This window comes from Archangium sp. (assembly GCF_036389735.1).
Lineage (GTDB): Bacteria > Myxococcota > Myxococcia > Myxococcales > Myxococcaceae > Archangium.
Genome location: NZ_DASVWK010000060.1, coordinates 1 through 18,437, shown reverse-complemented (window position 1 = coordinate 18,437; position 18,437 = coordinate 1). Strand labels below are relative to the sequence as shown.

General features: G+C 70.0%; 13 protein-coding genes. 8 read left to right on the top strand and 5 right to left on the bottom strand.

The genetic code is table 11. The features are described 5' to 3' along the window. The 3 genes from VF794_RS02190 to VF794_RS02180 all read right to left on the bottom strand — a co-directional run. Nucleotides 1-605, bottom strand: a 605-nt coding sequence (locus VF794_RS02190) for a serine/threonine-protein kinase (RefSeq protein WP_331107232.1), incomplete at its 3' end; no start/stop codon positions are given. Between the two features lie 211 nt (nt 606-816). Further along, complete coding sequence (locus tag VF794_RS02185; protein ID WP_331107231.1) at nt 817-2,520, bottom strand: NHL repeat-containing protein; 1,704 nt, start codon at nt 2,518-2,520, stop codon at nt 817-819. Between the two features lie 49 nt (nt 2,521-2,569). After that, entirely contained in the window at nt 2,570-2,992 is a 423-nt protein-coding gene (locus tag VF794_RS02180) for an SET domain-containing protein-lysine N-methyltransferase (RefSeq protein ID WP_331107230.1), read from the bottom strand. Nucleotides 2,993-3,192: 200 nt separating this feature from the next. Here VF794_RS02180 and VF794_RS02175 point away from each other — a divergent pair, with 200 nt between their 5' ends. Further along, on the top strand, nt 3,193-4,782 hold the full coding sequence (locus tag VF794_RS02175) for a M20/M25/M40 family metallo-hydrolase (protein ID WP_331107228.1): 1,590 nt from the start codon (nt 3,193-3,195) through the stop codon (nt 4,780-4,782). An 85-nt stretch (nt 4,783-4,867) separates the two neighbouring features. Here VF794_RS02175 and VF794_RS02170 read toward each other — a convergent pair whose 3' ends face one another. Both VF794_RS02170 and VF794_RS02165 read right to left on the bottom strand, forming a co-directional pair. Continuing rightward, nucleotides 4,868-6,229 (bottom strand): RagB/SusD family nutrient uptake outer membrane protein, encoded by a 1,362-nt coding sequence (locus tag VF794_RS02170; RefSeq protein WP_331107226.1) that lies wholly within the window; start codon nt 6,227-6,229, stop codon nt 4,868-4,870. Between the two features lie 20 nt (nt 6,230-6,249). Further along, nucleotides 6,250-9,255 carry a SusC/RagA family TonB-linked outer membrane protein gene (locus VF794_RS02165; protein WP_331107224.1) on the bottom strand — a complete coding sequence of 1,002 codons (3,006 nt, stop codon included), beginning with the start codon at nt 9,253-9,255 and terminating at the stop codon, nt 6,250-6,252. Between the two features lie 286 nt (nt 9,256-9,541). On the opposite strand from VF794_RS02165, the gene VF794_RS02160 reads away from it, so the two are divergent. The 7 genes from VF794_RS02160 to VF794_RS02130 form a co-directional block, all read left to right on the top strand. Beyond that, entirely contained in the window at nt 9,542-10,315 is a 774-nt protein-coding gene (locus VF794_RS02160) for a hypothetical protein (RefSeq protein WP_331107222.1), read from the top strand. A gap of 123 nt (nt 10,316-10,438) precedes the next feature. Next, nucleotides 10,439-12,283, top strand: a complete 1,845-nt coding sequence (locus VF794_RS02155; RefSeq protein ID WP_331107220.1) for a gamma-glutamyltransferase family protein — start codon at nt 10,439-10,441, stop codon at nt 12,281-12,283. A gap of 18 nt (nt 12,284-12,301) precedes the next feature. Continuing rightward, nucleotides 12,302-13,681: a hypothetical protein gene (locus tag VF794_RS02150; RefSeq protein WP_331107218.1), complete on the top strand. Its 1,380-nt coding sequence runs from the start codon at nt 12,302-12,304 to the stop codon at nt 13,679-13,681. 14 nt (nt 13,682-13,695) lie between these two features. After that, the gene (locus VF794_RS02145; protein WP_331107216.1) at nt 13,696-14,691 is read left to right on the top strand and encodes an AAA family ATPase; all 996 of its coding nucleotides are present in this window, start codon (nt 13,696-13,698) and stop codon (nt 14,689-14,691) included. Beyond that, nucleotides 14,684-16,429, top strand: a complete 1,746-nt coding sequence (locus VF794_RS02140) for a hypothetical protein (RefSeq protein WP_331107214.1) — start codon at nt 14,684-14,686, stop codon at nt 16,427-16,429. Before VF794_RS02145 ends, VF794_RS02140 begins: the two co-directional genes overlap by 8 nt. Beyond that, nucleotides 16,426-17,409 (top strand): ABC transporter ATP-binding protein, encoded by a 984-nt coding sequence (locus tag VF794_RS02135; RefSeq protein WP_331107212.1) that lies wholly within the window; start codon nt 16,426-16,428, stop codon nt 17,407-17,409. The genes VF794_RS02140 and VF794_RS02135 overlap by 4 nt, the downstream gene beginning before the upstream one ends. Beyond that, nucleotides 17,406-18,437: ABC transporter permease (locus VF794_RS02130; RefSeq protein WP_331107211.1), on the top strand; the 1,032-nt coding region annotated here is incomplete at its 3' end. The genes VF794_RS02135 and VF794_RS02130, both read left to right, overlap by 4 nt.

The following is an 18,437-nucleotide window of genomic DNA, read 5'->3' as shown; positions in this document are numbered from 1 at the left end:
TCCGTCACGACGATGTTCTCGGGCTTGAGGTCGCGGTGGACGATGCCCTGCTCGTGGGCGCACGCCAGCGCGCGTACCACCGGCACCATCAGCTCCACCGCCCGCGCCGCCGGCAGCCGCTGGCCGGCGATCGTCTTCATCAGCGGCTGGCCCTGGAGGAACTCCAGCACCATGAAGGGGCTGCCGCTGAACTCGCCCACCTCGTAGATGATGACGATGTTCTCGTGGCTGCAGCGCGCCGTGGCGCGCGCCTCGAGGATGAAGCGCTTGGTGAGGTCCGAGTCCTTGGTGTGCAGGAACTTGATGGCCACACGGCGACCCAGCCGCACGTCGCGCGCCAGGAAGACGGTGCCCATGCCGCCGCTGCCAATCTGGCGGATGAGCTCGTAGTGCTGGATGTGCGTGCCGGGTTGGATGCCCTGGCTGTCCTTGCCCGGGGCCGTCGCGCCATCGAAGGTGGGCCACGACCGCTCTCCGGTTCCGGTGTTGTGCCGGACCTGAGGGGCGGTCGCCTCGAGCGGTGGGGGGCCGAAGAGGGATTCCGCATCGGCGGCTTGCGTCCGCTCGTCCAGATCTCCGGCCATGACTTCTGCGTTGCTCTTCATGTCCAGCGACGTCCCCTACGAAGGGTTCACCAACCAGGGGGACATGCGAGGCCGCGCGCCGAGAGCCGGAGAGGACCCGGATTCTCGTGCCATCCTCCTTATTCCCCACGACTGTGGGGAATCATACATTGGTTGGGAGGATCAGATAGTTGCCGACTCCCCTGCCTTGGTGGGCAGGAGAGCAGCCGAGCAGGAGCGCCTCGGGGAGGGCTCAACGGCTTTCGAAGACGAGGACGCGGTTGTTCGCCGCGTCGGACACCACGACGTGGGGCCACGCCAGGAGCACCCCGCTGGGCTGATTGAAGCTGCGAGCGCTCGGGTCGCCTCCGGTGCTCGGGTCGTACGGGAAGGCGGAGGTGAAGTCCTGCTGTCCGAGGACGAGGTTGGCCGCGGCCCCAGGGGTGGTGGGGAACTGGTTCCACCCGAGCACCCGGTGGTTCTGCTGGTCGACCACGAAGAGCTGCAGCCCGGTGGAGGTGACGAAGTAGGGCGTGTTCAGCCCGGTGGCGGTGGTGGCCGGGTTCCTGGAGGTGAAGGACGGCTGGCCCAGCACCACGTCCGCGGGCTGTCCGGAGGTGGTGGGGAACTGGTTCCAGACGAGCACGCGGTTGTTGTAGCTGTCGGCCACCACGAGGCGCGTCCCATCGGTCCACACGCCGGTGGGGTTCCAGAGCGTGGAGGCGCTGGGCGGGGCATCCGGGACACCGTTGCCATCCGCGTCGTCCGCGTCGTTCGCGCGGCAGGTGGAGAACGAGCGCTGCCCCAGGACGAGGTCCGCCGGTGCCCCGCTCGTGGTGGGCAGGGTGTTCCACACCAGGACGCGGTTGTTGGCCGTGTCCGCCACGAGCAGCTTCCCGCGACCGAGGAAGACGTCCTCGGGGTTGAAGAGCGCGCTCGGGGTACAGTCGCGGGCGTTGGAGCCGGGCTCGAGGTTCGGCTGGCCAACGGCCAGGGTCGCCGCGGCCCCGGTGCCCGAGGGAAGGGCGGGGTGCAGGAGGATGCGGCTGTTGCGCGTGTCCGCCACCGCCAGCCGGGTGCCGTCGCTGGAGAGGCCCGTCGGGGTGTCGAGGCCGGTCGGCCCATCGCCGAAGTCGGCGGTCTTGGAGCCCGTCTGGCCGAGGACGAAGGCCGCGCTCGCGCCCTGGGTGGTGGGCACCCCGGTGAAGCCGAGGACGCGGTTGGAGCCCTGGTCCGTCACGTAGAGCCGCCCGCCCGCGAGCACGGGGTTGCCCCAGGGGCCGTTCAGGGTGTTGGCGCCCGGGGTGGTGCCCTCCTGATTGGCGGCATTGGCGGAGAAGTTCACCTGGCCGATGACCGTCTTGGCGGCCTGGGTGTTGTCCAGCGCGAACCACGCGTAGCACTGGACCGAGAGGGTCTCCACGTTGCCCGTCACCGTCCCACTCGCGTTGGACACGGTGCAGCGCTGGTGTTGGGGCGCCGTCACCACGCTCACCGCGTACGCCTCGCCCTTGAGGCGCTTCGTCGTGAAGGTGAAGCGGCCCGCCTGGGTGACGGACAGGGTCTCCCCCCCGTCGAGGCCCAACGTGAGCGGGCCGCTCAAACCCTCCACCGTGCCCCCGAGCGTGTACGTCCTCGTCGTGCAGCGCACCTGGACGCCATTCACGTCCGCCCCGGCCACCTTGCCCATCCCGCCCTCGACGGAGCAGTCCTGCTCCGGGGGCTGGGTGCTCACCGTCACCGTGTAGTCGCGCTGGTCCTCCAGCCGCGTCTCGAACGAGAACGGCCCGTCCGCCTGCCGGGTGAGGCTCTCCGTGCCATTGAGCTGGAGACCGAGCCCCCCACCAGCGAGGCCGGTGACCGTGCCTCCCACGAGGAACCGGGGAGCGGGCTTGTCCTCGCCACACGCGGCCGCGAGCGCGGCCAGACCTACGAGACCCAGACGTCCGATGCGCATGCGCCCGGTTATGTCATGGGGCCGCAGGTGGGAAAAGCAAGCGAGGGATTCAGGGCATGTTCTGTCCGCGCGTCTTCCACCAGTTCTCCCCGTAGCTGATGCACAGCTGCTCGCCCGCCTCGATGTGGCGCGTGGTGTAGAAGGTGAAGACGTCCCGCGTCCCCTTCCCGGTCTGGAAGCCCCGGTAATAGGACACGTTGTTCTCCTGCGAGTGGTTGTAGATCATCCCGAACCCCATCACGATCGCCACCCACTCGCCGCCCTGGTGCTCCTCGTGCGGGCCCCACTCGATGTTGAACACGTAGTCCGAGACGTTCGAGTTGCGCACCGCGCGGAAGGGCACCTTGAGGTAGTGGCACTCCTCGATGATGGTCCCCTCGGCGATGGGCAGATCCGTGAAGACCCCGTAGCCCCACTCGCACGGGCGGATCTTCAGGCCGGGATGCACGAAGAGCGCGTCGTCTGAGAACATGGCCGCCACCTACCACGAACCGCGGACCGTGACCCCCTGGATGGCGTCGGAAATCCTACACTCCAGGTTATTCCCGGAGTCGCGCTGCGTGCAATAAGTTCACGTGCAGGCTGATAAGCAAGCCTTTACCGCGAAACGGGATAGAACCGGTTCGTGGAATCCCCCCACAGAAGCACCTGCGCCAGGAGAAGCGTATGGGAATGAATAAGTTTGGAGCGGTCGCCGTGTGGCTCGCGTGTGCCACCCCCGCGTTCGCCGAGGCTCCGAAGCAGAAGGACGTGTGGATCACCATCGGCACGGACGCGCTGGAGCCCGCGCGCGCCGCCTTCAAGGCGCAGGGGCTGGAGCTGCCCGCTCCGGCGCGCGAGAAGGCCGGAGTGGCGGCGCTGCGCGTGCGCGAGGCGCACCTGGAGAAGCTGGCCGAGGCCATCCACGACAAGCTCAACCGGTGCGCGGGCTTCATCTCCCATGAGACCGAGCAGCAGGCGCTCATGGCCGTGGAGGGCACCAGCGGCGTGCAGTCCATCGGCGCGACGGCCATCACCTACAACATCAACAACGGTCCGTCCGTCAACGCGATGCTCGGGGGTGTGCAGGAGCTCAACATCCGCAACACCATCAACTCGCTGTCCACCAACTGGACGTCGCGTCGCTACAACCTCCAGTCGGGCATCGACGCGGCCAACTGGCTGAAGAACCAGTGGACCACCATCGCCAACGGCCGGTCCGACGTCTCGGTGGCGCTCTTCACGCACGCGAGCACCGTGTCGCCGCAGCCCTCCGTCATCGCCACCATCACCGGCACCACGCTGCCCAACGAGGTGGTCGTCATCGGCGGCCACCTGGACTCCATCAACGGCAGCGGCGCCTCCTACGCCGCGCCGGGCGCGGATGACGACGCCTCGGGCGTGGCCTCGCTCACCGAGGTCTTCCGGGTGGCCATCGCCAATGGCTACAAGCCGGCCCGCACGGTGAAGTTCATGGCCTATGCCGCCGAGGAGATTGGCCTCAAGGGCTCGGCGGACATCGCCAACTGGCACGCGAACAACGCCGTGAACGTGGTGGGCGTGCTCCAGCTGGACATGACCAACTACAAGGGCTCCAGCTATGACTTCGCCATGGTGACGGACAACACCAACGCCGCGCTCAACACCCACACCACCAACCTCATCTCCACGTACCTGCCGGGGCTGACCTGGACCAACATCACCTGCGGTTACGGCTGCTCGGACCACGCCTCGTGGACCGCCAAGGGCTACCCGGCCACGATGCCCTTCGAGGCGACGATGAGCACGGACAACCCGCAGATCCACACCGCCAACGACACCCTCTCGGTGACGTCCGGCAACGCGAACAACTCGGTGAAGTTCGCCAAGCTCGGCGTGGCCTTCCTGGGTGAAGTGGCCAAGGGCGCGACGACGGGCAACACCCCGCCGCCCACGGACGGTGGCGGCACCACTCCCCCGCCCACCGGCACCACGCTGACCAACGGCGTCGCGACGGCCGCGTACTCGGGCACCACGGGCAGCTGGAAGTGCTGGACGCTGAGCGTGCCGACCGGCAAGACGAGCCTCGTCTTCAACCAGGTCGGCCTGTCGGGCACCACGGGCGACGCGGACCTGTACGTGAAGCTCGGCTCGCAGCCCACCAGCAGCTCCTACAACTGCCGCCCGTACCTCGGCGGCAGCACCGAGAGCTGCACCCTCAGCAACCCGGCCGCTGGCACCTGGTACGCCTGCTCGTACGGCTACAGCGCGTACAGCAACGTGACGATGAAGGGCACCTACTAGCCCGTTCCGATTCGAGGCCCTGAAACACGACGGGCGGGCACCTTGCGCAGGTGCCCGCCCGTTTTCTTGTCACGTCACGCCACGACTACTTGCGCGCGTCCGTCTCGGCGATGGGGATGGGGAACGCGGCGTGGACGCGATGCCCCGCGGCGTCCAAGGGCAGCTCGTTCAGCTTGTTGTAGCGGCGCATGTCGATCCACCGGTGCCCGCCCTCGAAGAGCAGCGAGTAGCGGCGCTGCTCGAGCAGCTCGTCGACGATGAGGTCCGCACTCAGGTTCTCCGGCAGGGCGGCCAGCTTGCCCGACCGGACCCGGATGCGGTTGAGGTCCGCCATGGCCGTGGAGGTGTTGCCCAGCCCGAGGTTGGCCTCGGCGCGCAGGAGGATGAGCTCCTCGTTGCGGATGATGGGCAGCGCCGAGGTGGCCACCGGGTAGTGGGCGAAGACATGGCTGGAGCTGACGTCCTGCCACTTGCGCTCCTCCTTGGCCGCCTTCACCTTGCGCACCACCCGGTCATCCAGCTTCGTCGACTCGTTCTCCGTCGTCGCCGGGTCGTCCACCTGCTTCTCCGCGTCCGCGAGGACGGCCGGGTGCACGAAGAGGTCGGGGTCGTTGAGCTGGTTCTGCGCGTCACCCGAGCCGGTGCCGAAGGCGTGGTACACGCCGGTGTCGAGCGAGCCGGTGTCGTTGATGAACGACTCGGACAGGTCGGTCAGCGCCTGGTTCCAGTCCTCGCGGTACACGTCCACCCGGGCCTTCACCGCGCGGTTGAACGTGAGGAAGGTGGAGGGCTTGTCGAAGCCGGTGAACCCGGTGCTCAGCGGGAAGGGGAAGGTGTCCCCGCCGGCCTGCAGGTGCGCCTTGGCCTCGTCCAGCAGCGTGGCGATGTGGGCCAGCACCACCTCCTTGCTCTCGAGGGGAGCCAGGTCGCTGCCGAGCGGACGGTTGACGTCGATGGGCGCGCCGTTGGTGTCCCGGGTGTTGATGACGACCAGGAAGTCCAACGCCTGGATCGTCTTGGCGAAGCCCCGGATGGCCTCCTTCTCGGTGTCGCTCACGCCCGGCACCTTGCCCAACGCGTTGAGCAGGGTGTTGGCGTTGCGGATGTTGGCGTAGGGGGCGACCCAGAAGTTGCCACCGAAGGCGGGGCTGCCCGGATCCAACCCGTTGCCGGCCAGCATCTCGCTGATGTAGCGCGGGTCCGCCACGTCCAGCACGTACGACTCGCGGCCGAGCATGCCCAACATGGACACATACCCGTTCTGGGTGGCCATGCCCGTGCGGTGGCCGATGAGCAGGCCCGTGGAGGCGCTCATCACGGCCGAGCGCGTCGGGCTGTTCTCCAGCGACTCGACACTGGGATTGTTCAGGTCCGGCACCGACAGGTCGCACCCACCGAGTCCCGCCGTGGCGCACAGCGCCAGGACCACCTTGGTCATCTTCTTCATGTTTCGAATCCTCATGGTCCTTAGAACCCCACGTCGAGCGACGTCCAGAAGCTGCGGCTGGGCGGGAAGGGGGCCACGTCGATGTTGCGGGCAATCGGCTGGTTACCGAAGTTGCTCACCTCGGGATCCAACCCCGAGTAGTTGGTGAAGGTCAGCAGGTTGCGACCGCTGAGGCTCAAGCGGGCCGTCTTCACCGCGGGCAGCCGGGTGACCCAGCGCTCGGGCAGGTTGTAGGTGACGGTGACCTCGCGCAGCTTGAGGAACGTGGCGTCCTCCACGTACACGCCCGCGTTGCTCAGCCACTCCTCCTGCCGCTGCTTGCCCCCGTTGACGGCGGTGTAGTCCACCGAGTTGTAGGAGGCGTCATAGAGGAAGCGGGTGAGGTTGATGACGTCGCTGCCCTGCTGCCAGTCGAGCAGGAAGGACAGGCCGAAGTCGCCGTACTTCACCGTGTTGGCCAGGCCCACGCGGAAGTCCGGCTCGGTGTCGCCGATCTTCTTCACGTCGCAGCAGGTGCCGTCCGCCTTGGGGACGCGGCCGACGATCTGCGTGGCGCTGGCGCCCTCCTCGATGCGGAAGGAGCCCAGGCTGGTGCCGAAGCCACCCACGGGAGGCAGATCCCTGGGCGCCGAGGTGACGGTGCTGCGGTTGAGGGCGAAGGTGGCGGTGGAGGTCCACTCCAGCTCGGGGCTCTTCACCGGGCTGACCTGGACCATCGCCTCCACACCGCGGTTGCGCAGGGCGCCCACGTTGGTGAACAGGCTGGTGTAGCCGGTGGAGCCGGCCAGGCCACGCTGGAGCAGCAGGTCGCTGAGGTTGCGCTGGTAGACGCTGAGCTCCACCACGGCGTTGCCGTTGAAGAGCAGCGCGTCCACGCCGGCCTCGACCTCCCGCTGCCGCTCGGGACGGATGTTCTTGTCACCGGCGAGGCCGGTGCCGACGATGCCCGGGTTGCCCTCGATGTTGCTGTTCACCCCCAGGCCGGTGAACTTGGCGCCGTAGGGGGGCTGGTTGCCCGTCTCGCCGTAGGCCAGACGCACCTTGAACTCGTTGATCGCCGGGTGGAAGGGCGCGAGCCGGTAGGCCGTGGCGAGCTTGGGGTAGAAGAACAGCTTGTTGGGGTCGCCGTTGTTGCTGCTGGAGTCCGCGCGGAGGGCGCCCACCACGGTGAGGTGCTCGTCGAGCAGCAGCGCCTCCTCCTGGACGTAGAAGCCGCGGTCGTTCACGCGCTGGCGGCGCTGGTTCACGCCCAACTGGGTGCCCGAGCTCACGTTGGGCTGGCCGGCGGTGAGTCCCTGGCTGGCGATGTACACCGAGTCCTGGCCGCGCTGCTCGTACTGGAAGCCGGCCGAGGTGGTGGCGCTCAAGCCCCCACCCGCGGGCTTGTAGCTGTGCACCAGGTTGACGCCGGTGTTGAGGTTGAGCACGTCGCTGGTGCCGAAGAGCGACACGCCCGGCCGCTCCAGCACCTGCTGGAAGTTGAGCTCGGGCGGGAAGAGCAGCGTGTTCTTCTGCTGGAAGCGGTCCACGCCCAGGTTGCCGAGCACCTTGAAGGTCTGCGTGTCCGTCTTGTAGACGCTCCAGGTGGCGTCCGCCGAGCCCGTCATGCGCCACACGTCCTCGTCATTGGTCACCAGGGCCGCCGTCTGGAGCGGGTTGGAGCCGTTGGGGAGGAAGGGGTTGTTGGGGAAGGTGCCATCCCGGTTCGCCCGCAGGTCGACGAAGCTGGGGGTGCCCGGCAGCACCATGTGGTAGGTGACGTTGGCGTTGTCGTTGTTGGTCAGGCCGCGCCCGCTCTTCGAGTGGACGAGGTTGGCGGTGGTGCTCACCTCCAGGCTCTCGCCCAGCTTCTGCCCCAGGTTGAGGCGGAAGGACTGCTTCTCGTAGCCGGTGTTCGCGATGATGCCCTCGTCATCCTTCACCATGGCCGAGGCGAAGTAGCGGGTGTTTCCGGCCATGCCGCTCACGCTGGCGAGCGTCTCGGTGGACAGGTCCCTCCGGCCGGCCAGCTGCGCCTCGTGGTCGTAGGCGACGCCGGGCACGTAGTAGTCGGCCGCCTTCGCGCCGAAGACCTCCTGGGCCTCCTCGAGGGAGGTGATGCGCCGCGAGCCCAGCTTGTTGGACAGCGTGTACATGCCCACGCGCTGGGTGACGTCCACCCGGGGAGCGCCGGCCTTGCCCCGCTTGGTGGTGATGATGACCACGCCGTTGCTGGCCTTGGAGCCGTAGATGGCCGCCGCGGACGCGCCCTTGAGGACCTCGATGCTCTCGATGTCGTTGGGGTTGAGGTCCGCGATGCGGTTGACCTGGTTGTCCTGCGTGGGCGAGGCATTGGAGCCGCCCGTGGACGCCGTCACCTGGTAGACGCCCGAGGCGATGGCCGCGTCGCTGACGATGACGCCGTCGATGACATAGAGCACCGCGTTCGAGCCGAAGATGGTGGAGACGCCGCGCAGCTTCAGCTGCATGCCGCCACCGGGCGCGCCCGAGTTGCTCTGGATGTTGGCGCCGGCCACCTTGCCCTGGAGCGCCTGATCCACCGTGGCGGCGGGAGCGCGGTTGAGCTCCTCGGTGTTCACCGAGGCCACCGAGTTGGCCATGTGCTTGCGGGCCAGCTCGCTGGCGCGGCCCACCACCACCATCTCCTCGACGAAGGTGGCCTCCAGCGCAACCGTGACCGTGTCACGGTTGGCCGGGACGGTGACCTCGCGCTCCTTGTGGTCCTGGCTGGAGAAGAGCAGCGTCACCGGGCCCTTGGGGATTTCCAGGCTGAAGGTGCCGTCGAGCTCGGTCTCCACGCCCTGGGTGGTGCCCTTGATGATGACGCGCGTGAGCGGCAGGCCATCATTGGTGAGCGCGTCCAGCACCTTGCCGGACACCGTCCGGCCCGTGCTCTCGGCCGGCTGCCGCGGCGCGGCGGGTTGTGGCGCGGCGGGCTGCGCCGCGGGGGCCTGATCCTGCGCCCTGGCTTCGACGGAAAGGAGCGCGAGTGCGCACCCCGAGATCAACGCTTGTTTCAGCGTCATTCGCACTTCACCTCTGTATGGCGGATGGAGCGGCCCCCCTGTCACGGGCTGCCGTTGGGGACTGATCGTCTGTGGGGGAGGGGCCTACAGTCAACGTCTCCCATTGAACGCGAAACGGTGTATGCTCGGGCCTCCTTTCCGGTGAAGCGGCAATTTTCGCGTGGCGGTCCTTCCGTGACGGCCGGGGGACGAGCAGCCGGAGAAGCCGCCCCCGCGGGCACCTCGGGTTGGCGCCCGGCGGATGGGTCCCATCTTTCGCCTGTCACTCATTCGACAGGAGGGGTTCATGACCCGGGGCTCGTGGTGGTTGTCCGCAGGTGTGGCCGCGTTGCTAGTCACCGCTGGCTGCAAGCAGCAGGGGCAGCAGGAGCAGCAGAACGTCCAGGGAGAGGCGCGCGCCCAGGTGGAGACGGCGCAGGAGCGCTCGGAGCAGGCCCTGGACAAGGCCAGGCAGGCGCAGGAGAAGGCGCGGGATGAGCAGGGGCAGGTGGCCGACGCGCGCCAGGACGTGGACAAGGCCCGCCAGGAACTCCAGGAGGCCGAGGCCAAGGCCCAGCGGGAGTTCCAGGAGGCCCAGGGGGCCCAGCAGCAGGCCAGCAATCAGGCGCAGGAGGCCCAGACCGAGGTGCAGCAGTCTCAGCAGCAGGCCCTCGAGGCCCAGCGCCAGCAGCAGCGGCAGATGGCCGAGGCCCAGCAGCAGGCCGCCCAGCAGCAGCAGCAGATGGCGCAGCAGGGACAGCAGGCGGCGCAGGCCCAGCCCCAGCAGCAGCAGCTGGTGACGGGCCGGGTGGTGAGCGCCAGCCCGGACGAGATTCTGTTGAGCAGTGCCGGTGGGCCGGGGCAGCCGCAGATCCGCCTCCAGGTCAACGAGCAGACGCAGGTGCTGGTGAACGGGCGTCAGGGCTCGGTCGCGGACATCTCCGAGGGCAGCCAGGTGCGCGCCTCGTACCAGGACATGGGCGGTGAGCCGACGGCGCTGCGCGTGGACGTGACGAGCAGCGGCCAGGGCACGGGCGGCAGCCAGGACCTGGGCAGCCAGGGCGAGCAGCAGCCGTATTAGGCCCACACCCCTGGGAGCTTCGCGCGGGCCCTGGCACCCCGAGAGGTGCCAGGGCCCTCGTCATCAAGAAGAGACGGCGCCCGCCGTGAATCCTGACGCGCGGTGTCCTAGGCTGGCGGGCTCATGCGCAATCCGCTGCTCGCGTTGGTTCTCTTCCTCTCCCTCGGGGCCCAGGCCCAACAGACCGCCAAGCCCGTGCTCCATGGCAAGCACTGGGTGGCCATCACCGGCAAGCCGCTCGCCGCCACCGCCGGGGCGATGATGTTCCAGAAGGGCGGCAACGCCGTGGACGCCTCGTGCGCCATGCTCGCCGCCACCGCCACCATGTGGGACGTGCTGAGCTGGGGCGGCGAGACGCAGGCCCTCATCTATGATCCGCGCGCCGGCAAGGTCGTGGGCATCAACGCGCTCGGCGTGGCCCCCACCGGCGCCACCGTGGACTTCTTCAAGGGCAAGGGCATGCAGTACCCGCCCGAGTTCGGCCCCCTCGCCGCCGTGACGCCCGGCACCCCCGGCGGCCTCCTGGTGATGCTCGCCGAGTACGGGAAGCTCTCGCTCGCCGACGTGCTCGCCCCCGCCATCCAGATGGCCGAGGAGGGCTACCCCATCGAGGCCCAGGCGGCCAACTCCATCGAGAAGAACAAGAAGCGCCTCAAGGAGTGGCGCTACTCGCGCGAGGTGTTCCTCACCCACCCCGGTCAGCAGCGCGAGGCCCCCGCGGCCGGCGAGGTGTTCCGCCAGCCGGACCTCGCCGCCATGCTGAAGAAGCTCGTGGAGGCCGAGCGCCTGGCGCTCAAGCGGGGCAAGAGCCGCAAGGAGGCCATCCAGGCCGCTTACGACCGCTTCTACAAGGGCGACATCGCCCAGGAGTTCGTGCGCGCCGTGAAGGAGGAGGGTGGGCTCATCACCCTGGAGGACCTGGCGCGCTGGAAGGTGCGCATCGAGGAGCCCCTCAAGACGGACTACAAGGGCATCGAGGTCTACAAGCTCACCACGTGGACGCAGAGCCCGGTGCTGCTCCAGGCGCTCAACATCCTGGAGACGGTGGACGTGAAGTCCATGGGCTACAACAGCTCGCGCTACATCCACGCCCTCTACCAGGCGATGAACCTGTCCTTCGCCGACCGCGACTTCTACTACGGCGACCCGTACTTCCCCCCCGCCGAGCCCGTGCGTGGACTGCTCTCCAAGGACTACGCGAAGGCGCGGGCCAAGCTCATCAACTGGGAGAAGAACGACCCGGGGGTGGTGCCGGGTGACCCGTACCCCTTCCAGGGAGAGACGAACCCCTTCCTGCCGATGCTGGAGCAGTGGAACCCTCAGGCCCCCGAGAAGAAGGTGGCCGACACCGCGCAGGCCCAGCGCGACTACGAGCGGACCTTCTACGCGGGCACCACCTCGGTGCAGGCCGCGGACGCGGAAGGGTGGGTCGTCTCCATCACCCCCAGCGGAGGGTGGATTCCCGCCGTCATCGCCGGGCGCACCGGCGTCGGACTGAGCCAGCGCATGCAGAGCTTCGTGCTGGAGGCCTCCGAGGGCCCCTACAACGTGCTGGAGCCCGGCAAGCGGCCCCGCGTCACGCTCACGCCCAGCCTCGCCCTCAAGGGCGGCAAGCCCTTCCTCTCCTTCGCCGTGCAGGGCGGGGACAGCCAGGACCAGAACCTGCTCCAGTTCTTCCTCAACGTGGTGGAGTTCGGGATGAACGTGCAGGAGGCCAGCGAGGCGGCCAACATCAACAGCTTCCAGATGCGCGCCTCCTTCGGCAAGCACGAGAACAAGCCGGGCAAGGTGCTGCTCAGCCAGGACGTGCCCCCCTGGGTCCGCTCCGAGCTCAAGCGCATGGGCTACGAGCTCTCCTTCGAGGAGCGCACCTCCGGCCCCATCAACGCCATCTTCTTCGACCGCGAGCACGGCACCTTCTGGGGCGGCTCCAGCCACCACGGCGAGGACTACGGCATCGCCTGGTGAGGTAGACTCGGAGCGCCCATGCCCGCCAGTGATGAACGCCGTCTGCAGGCCCTCATCCTCGCGCCCGTCCGGCGCGTGCAGCGGCGTCTCAATGCGCTCGTCTGGGCGGAGACGGGCGTGGCTCCCGTGTGGGCCGCCGCCACCGGTTGCGTGCTCGCGCGGTTGCTGTTGCGTGAGGCCGCCCCCTGGGTGCTCCCCGTGCCGCTGCTCGCCGCGGGCGCGTGGTGGTTGCTCCGGGCCCGGGCCCGCCACGTCTCCCTGACGCAGGCGGCCGTGCTCGCGGATCGCTCGGCCGGCGCGGGCGGGCTGCTCCTCACCCGCCTGGAGCGGCCCGTGGGCGAGTGGGAGCTCTCCGCCAACCAGTACGCCCGCGCGGTGCGGCCGCCCCCGGTGCCATGGAGGCGCCCGGCGGGGGCGTTGCTCGCGGCGCTCGTCTTCCTCGGGGTGGGCTTCCTCCTGCCGCTGCCCGCGCGCGAGGCCCGCCCGGCCAACGCGGCCGCCGCGGCGAGGGTCGCCTCCGTGCAGGCCAAGGCCGAGGCGCTCGCCCGCGAGGAGCCGCTGGGCACCCCCGTCGACGAGGAGCTGCGCCGGCTGGCCGAGGAGGTGGCCGAGGGCCGCTTCGACGCCGCCGACTGGGAGGCCGCCGACAGCCTGGAGCAGTCACTCGAGGCCCGCGCCGCGAAGGCCGCCGCCGAGCTGGCCTCCGCCTCCGAGGCGGCGAGGGACCTGGAGGAGTCGCTGGATGCCGCCGCCGGAGCCGAGGCCGCCGCCCGGGAGCGCGAGGCCCTCGAGCGCGCGCTGATGGCGCTGGGCCATGACAACGCCCCCCCATCCCAGCGGGGTGACGACGGGACGTCCGCCTCCGGCAACGGGAGCGCGGGGGCGGGAGACGGTGGCACCGGCTCGGCCCAGGCGAAGGCGGGCGCCAGCCGTACCCCGGGTTCTCGCGACGAGGTGGCCAACCTGCGCGAGACACTCGAGCGGCGCCAGCGCGAGCTGGAGCAGCGCTTCGGCCAGGGGGCCGGGCGCAACGGCTCGCGGCCCGGAGACGGCCAGGGCCAGGGCCAGGGCCAGCAGGGTGGCCACGCGAGCCGTCAGACGAAGCCGGGCGCCGGAGCGGGACGGGGCGGGGAGAGCCAGCCGCTCGTCTTCGGCGAGAAGGCGGAGATGGACCCGGAGCGGCTCGCCTTCAAGCCGCTGCCCCAGGGCCAGGGCGGCGAGGCCCAGGGCCTGTGGGGCCTGCGGAGCGCGGACCCTCGGAAGCAGGAGGGCGGAGCCGGTGGGGGCGGCGGGCAGGGGACGAGCGCCCAGGGGGACGCCCAGGCGGGACACGTGTCCGGGCCGCTGCTGCCCCGCAACCGGGAGCTGGTGAAGCGGTATTTCGGGGGGGAACCCTAGAAGAGGAGTCGGCCGTGTCGGAACTGTTGAGCCCCGCCGAGGTGCAGGGAGCGGTGGAGCGGGTGGCGCAGCTGCAGAAGGGGCTGAACCAGGTGCTGCTCGACCAGACGCACGTGGTGGAGCAGGTGGTGGTGGCGGTGCTCGCGCGAGGCCACGTGCTGCTGGAGGGCCTGCCGGGCCTCGGCAAGACGGAGCTGTGCAAGGCGCTCGCGCGACTCCTGGGGCTGCCCTTCCGCCGCATCCAGTTCACCCCGGACCTGCTGCCCGGCGACATCACCGGCACCTACGTGCTGGAGGGCGAGGGCCGCCGCGACTTCACCTTCCGCGAGGGCCCCCTCTTCGCCCACGTGGTGCTCGCGGACGAAATCAACCGCTCCAGCCCCAAGACGCAGTCCGCGCTGTTGGAGGCCATGCAGGAGCGCAGCGTGACGGTGCTCGGCCAGACGCGCTCCCTGCCCGACCCCTTCTTCGTGCTCGCCACCCAGAATCCCATCGAGCTGGAGGGCACCTACCCCCTGCCCGAGGCGCAGCTCGACCGCTTCCTCTTCCGCGTCCAGGTGCCCCCCGTGGGCGCCAAGACGCTCAGCACCCTCCTCACCTCACGCGTGCGCGGCACGCCCCCGGCGCTGCCCGCGGTGCTGGACGCCGGGAGCCTCGAGGCCCTCTTCGCCGCCGTGGACCGGGTGCACCTGCCCGTGCCGGTGGCGGACTTCATCGGCCGGCTGGTGGAGGCGAGCGACCCGCGCAGCCCGGGCGCTCCCGAGCCGGTGCGTCGCCTCGTGCGCTACGGCGCCAGCCCCCGCGCGGCGCTCGCGCTGGCCGCGGCCGGACGGGCGCTCGCGTTGATGCGGGGCAAGCCCAACGTCGGTTTCGACGAGGTGGTGGCCTCCGCGCCCGCCGTCCTCAACCACCGGCTGGTGCTCGCCTACGAGGCCTCGCTGGAGAAGGTGGGCACCCAGGACGTCGTGCGCGCCCTGCTCCAGGCCATCCCCGAGGTGCCGCGTGCGTGAGCGCCTCGCCCTCCTCGCCCTCCTGCTGTGCGCGGGCCCCGTGGGGGCGAGCACGGTGGTGGAAGCCAATGAGGAGCCATCGGTTCCGGGCTACCAGCTGTCGCAGGGCCAGACCCTGAACATGCTCACCGAGGGAGAGCTGCGGGCCTCGTTGACCACCGGCGTGCTGCGCCCCTCGCGCGGCTACATTCCGGTGGAGGTGTCGCTTCACAACACGGGCCCCACCCCTCGCGTCGTGCGCATCGACGTCGAGTCCCACGGGGCGAACCGCTCCGCAACCGCCACCCGGGAGGTGGAGGTGGGCCCGCGCCAGCGGCTCGTGGCCTGGCTGCCCGTGCCCATCTCCTCACGCGGCGGCAGGGTGAGCCTGCGCGGTCAGGATTTCGCCACCGCGCCCTTCACCTTCTACTCGGTGGATGCCGCGGGCGCGGCGGTGCTGGTGCTGGGCTCGGAGAGCGCCTTCCACGCGGGCACCGACCTGCCCCGCGTGGAGAAGGACCCGACGCTGTCGGTCCGCCTCATCACCCCGGAGAACGCACCGCGCGAGCTCGCCGCCTACGTGGGCCATGCCGGGGTGGTGGTGGCCAGCGACGTCACCGCCCTCCCGGCGGATGCGTGGAGCGCGCTCGAGGCCTATGCCGCCACCGGGGGCCACCTGTCGCTCCTGCGCCCGCCGCGTGACGTGGGCGAGCGCCTGCCCCTGCTCACCGGCACCACCCCGGGGGACCACCCCTACGGCTTTGGCCGGGTGCGGCTGTGCGACGCGGCGAAGGAGTGTGGCGCGGGTTTGCTCTCGGACACGATCCGGAAGGAGGGCGCGGACGAGAACCCCGTGGGCATCGTCTCGCCCATCGGGCCGCCGCCGAGCTGGCAGCGCGGTGGGCGGATATTGAACGACGGCGCGCAGCCGCTGCTGCCCGGAGTCCAGGCGCCGGTGGGCCGCTTCCTGCTCCTCATCACCCTCTTCGTGCTGGCGGTGGGGCCCGGGGGCCTCGCCCTGGCCCGGCGCAAGGGCCCGGTGGCGGTGCTCATCGCCGTGCCGTCCGTGGCGCTCGTCACGTGTCTGGCCATCGTCGCCTGGTCGGTGCTCGTGGAGGGCTTCTCCCTCCACGCCGCTCGCTACGGCGTCACCCTGTTGGACAGGGCCCGGGACCGGGCGCTCACGGTGGGCCTCAACGCCTACTACGCCAACCTGGAGCCGGAGGGCGTGCGGCTGCCCACGCTGGGCGCGCTCCTCGGGCCGGATGTGGACTGGGACGCGTACGCCATGGAGGCCGACTGGACGAATGGCATGGTGGTGGGGGCCGGCTTCCTCCCCTCGCGCACCTACCGTGAGTGGGGCGAGGTGGCGGTGGTGCCCACGCGCGCCCGGCTCACCGTGCGGCGTGAGGGCCAGTCGCTACGGGTACGCAACGCGCTCGGCGCCCGGCTCGTGGAGGGCTCCGTGCGGTTCGGTGACCAGGTGTGGACGCTGCCGGCGCTCGCCGAGGGCGCCGAGGGCCTGGCCACGCCAGTGGAGTCCTCAGCCCCGCGCAAGTCCCTCGCGGAGGTGAGGGGTTTCCCCGCTGGCGTCGAGGGCCGCTTCTCCCGCATGCCCTGGGACACGCTCTCCGGGCCCCTGCCGGAGGGCGGCTTCATGGCGAGGCTGGAGGGCCCGGGGATGATGCCCACGGCGGCGCTCCCGGTGGAGCTGCACGAGGGCCTGCACTTCGTCGTCGGAAGGGTGGACGGACCATGAGCCTGCTGGAGGTGAAGGGGTTGCGGCGCGACTACGGGTCCCTGCGCGCGGTGGATGACGTGTCCTTCGAGCTGGAAGCCGGCACCATCCTCGGCTTCATCGGCCCCAACGGCGCCGGCAAGAGCACCACCATGCGGATACTGGCCACCCTGGACGCGCCTACCGCGGGCCAGGTGACGATGGACGGGCACTCGCTGGTGGACGCTCCGGACAAGGTCCGGCCGCTCATCGGCTACATGCCGGACCGCTACGGCACCTACGACGACATCACCGTCCTCGAGTTCCTCGACTTCTTCGCACGCGCCTATGGCCTTCCGGGTCGCGAGCGCTCGCGGCGCGTGGAGTCGGTGATGGAGTTCACCGGCCTGGGCCCCCTGGCCGACAAGCTCACCAGCGCGCTCTCCAAGGGCATGAAGCAGCGCGTGGCCCTGGGCCGCACGCTGCTGCATGACCCCAAGCTGCTCATCCTCGACGAGCCGGCGGATGGGTTGGATCCGCGCGCCCGGATTGAATTGCGCGAGCTGCTGCGCGCGCTCGCGGACCAGGGCAAGGCGGTGCTCATCTCCAGCCACATCCTCACCGAGCTGGCGGAAATCTGTGACACCTGCGCCATCATCGAGCAGGGCCAGCTGCTGGCCACGGGCAAGGTGGCGGACATCCTCGCGCAGGCCAGTGGGGCGGCGGCGGCGGAGCTGACGGTGCGCCTCTTCCCGGGCGAGGAGGGCGAGGCGGTGTGGGCGCGCGCCGAGCGGCTGCTGCTGGAGCAGCCCCGGGTGAAGCAGGTGGCGCGCGAGGGCGACGCGCTGCGCGTGCGGTTGGAGCACGAGCAAGGCACATCGGCTGGCGGCTGGGTGGACGAGTCGGCGGCGCGGGTGCTGGCGGCGCTGGTGGGGGCGGGCGTACCCGTGTGCGCCTTCAGCCACCGGGAGCGGAACCTCGAGGATGCCTTCATGCACGTGACGAAGGGGAGGGTGGCGTGAGCGCGACGCTGGAGCGACTGGGAGACAGGCTCAACCCGCTGGTGGTGAAGGAGGTCCGCCAGGGGCTGCGCTCCCGCGTCTTCTGGGCGAGCTTCGGGCTGATGCTGCTGTCCTGCCTCATCATCTCCATGGTGGCCTACGCCAACGTGCGCGACGACGGCGGCCTCACCACCCACGGGCGGGGCTTCTTCCTCGCCTTCTTCGTCTGCCTGGGCATGGTGCACTTCTTCATCATCCCCTACAGCGCCTACCGCTCCCTGGCCCGCGAGCGCGAGGACGAGACGTGGGTGCTGCTCATCCTCACCGGCCTGGGGCCCCGCCGCATCCTGCGCGGCAAGGTGGCCTCCTTCCTGGTGCAGGCGGGCCTCTACGCCTCCGCCGTGGGGCCCTTCCTCCTCTTCAGCTACTACCTCAACGGCATCGACCTGCCGACCATCCTCGTGATTCTCGGGCTGGGCGCCTCCTGGCTCGTCTTCCTCACCCTGGTGGCGGTGTGCGCGGCCACGCTCGCCGAGGGACGCATGGGGCGCGCCTTCGTGCACCTCCTCCTGCTCGGCGTGCTCGTCCTGGCGCTGCTGTACGGCCTCGCCGCGGCCTTCATCCTCGGCGAGCAGGGCTACCGCTTCCTCGTGCGCGAGCGGGAGTTGCTCACCTTCGCCACCTGCTTCCTGTGGGCGATGCTCACCTATGGGTGGCTGCTCTTCGAGACGGCCGCCGCGCGCCTGTCTCTCTCCACGGAGAACTACTCCCGCGGCCCCCGGCTGGCGCTCGTCCTCCAGACGCTGCTCTCCGCAGGCCTGCTCATGCTGCTGTGGCTGAAGGAGGAGCAGGACACGAACATGACCGTGGCGGTGAGCATCCTCGGGTGCCTCCACCTGTCCCTCACCGGCATCTTCGTGGCCACGGACCTGGATGGGCAGGCCCGGGCCCTGCGCGCGGGCACCCGGCCCTGGTCGCTCCTGCGCCCGGGGGCGGTGCGGGGCTTCCGGCTCATCGTGCTGCTGGTGCTCGGCTGGACGGGGCTGTGC

Coding starts and splice junctions, on each gene's coding strand:
- VF794_RS02185 (WP_331107231.1), bottom strand. CDS start 2,520: ATGCGCATCGGACGTCTGGGTCTCGTAGGTCTGGCCGCGCTCGCGGCC.
- VF794_RS02180 (WP_331107230.1), bottom strand. CDS start 2,992: ATGTTCTCAGACGACGCGCTCTTCGTGCATCCCGGCCTGAAGATCCGC.
- VF794_RS02175 (WP_331107228.1), top strand. CDS start 3,193: ATGAATAAGTTTGGAGCGGTCGCCGTGTGGCTCGCGTGTGCCACCCCC.
- VF794_RS02170 (WP_331107226.1), bottom strand. CDS start 6,229: ATGAAGAAGATGACCAAGGTGGTCCTGGCGCTGTGCGCCACGGCGGGA.
- VF794_RS02165 (WP_331107224.1), bottom strand. CDS start 9,255: ATGACGCTGAAACAAGCGTTGATCTCGGGGTGCGCACTCGCGCTCCTT.
- VF794_RS02160 (WP_331107222.1), top strand. CDS start 9,542: ATGACCCGGGGCTCGTGGTGGTTGTCCGCAGGTGTGGCCGCGTTGCTA.
- VF794_RS02155 (WP_331107220.1), top strand. CDS start 10,439: ATGCGCAATCCGCTGCTCGCGTTGGTTCTCTTCCTCTCCCTCGGGGCC.
- VF794_RS02150 (WP_331107218.1), top strand. CDS start 12,302: ATGCCCGCCAGTGATGAACGCCGTCTGCAGGCCCTCATCCTCGCGCCC.
- VF794_RS02135 (WP_331107212.1), top strand. CDS start 16,426: ATGAGCCTGCTGGAGGTGAAGGGGTTGCGGCGCGACTACGGGTCCCTG.